This is a genomic window from Monashia sp. HAY1-2A (assembly GCF_056755315.1).
On record NZ_JBNDHY010000716.1, the window covers coordinates 1 to 241 of the forward strand.

Below are 241 nucleotides of genomic sequence, written 5' to 3' on the forward strand. Positions count from 1 at the left end.
CCCCCCCCTCCCCTCTTTTTTAATGGCACGGCGACCACCGAGGTTTACATTCTCTCCTTCGTCGGCAGCGTCAGAGGTGTGTAAGAGACAGGCCCATGACCATGCGCATCGTCGTCGTCTCGAGCCACCTGCTCGCCGAGGTGGAGCTCTGTCTCTTCTACACATCTCCGAGCCCACGCGACGCGTAGTAATCTGGGGGGGGTGGCGTTGTTTTTTGGGAGAGGGGGGGGGGGGGGGGGGG

1 protein-coding gene is annotated in these 241 nt (G+C 62.7%); it reads right to left on the bottom strand.

What is annotated here, in order from left to right; all coding sequences use genetic code 11:
• Positions 1–44: 44 nt before the first annotated feature.
• A partial coding sequence (locus ACPYOM_RS23655) for a hypothetical protein (protein ID WP_481347853.1) occupies positions 45–241 on the bottom strand: 197 nt, incomplete at its 5' end.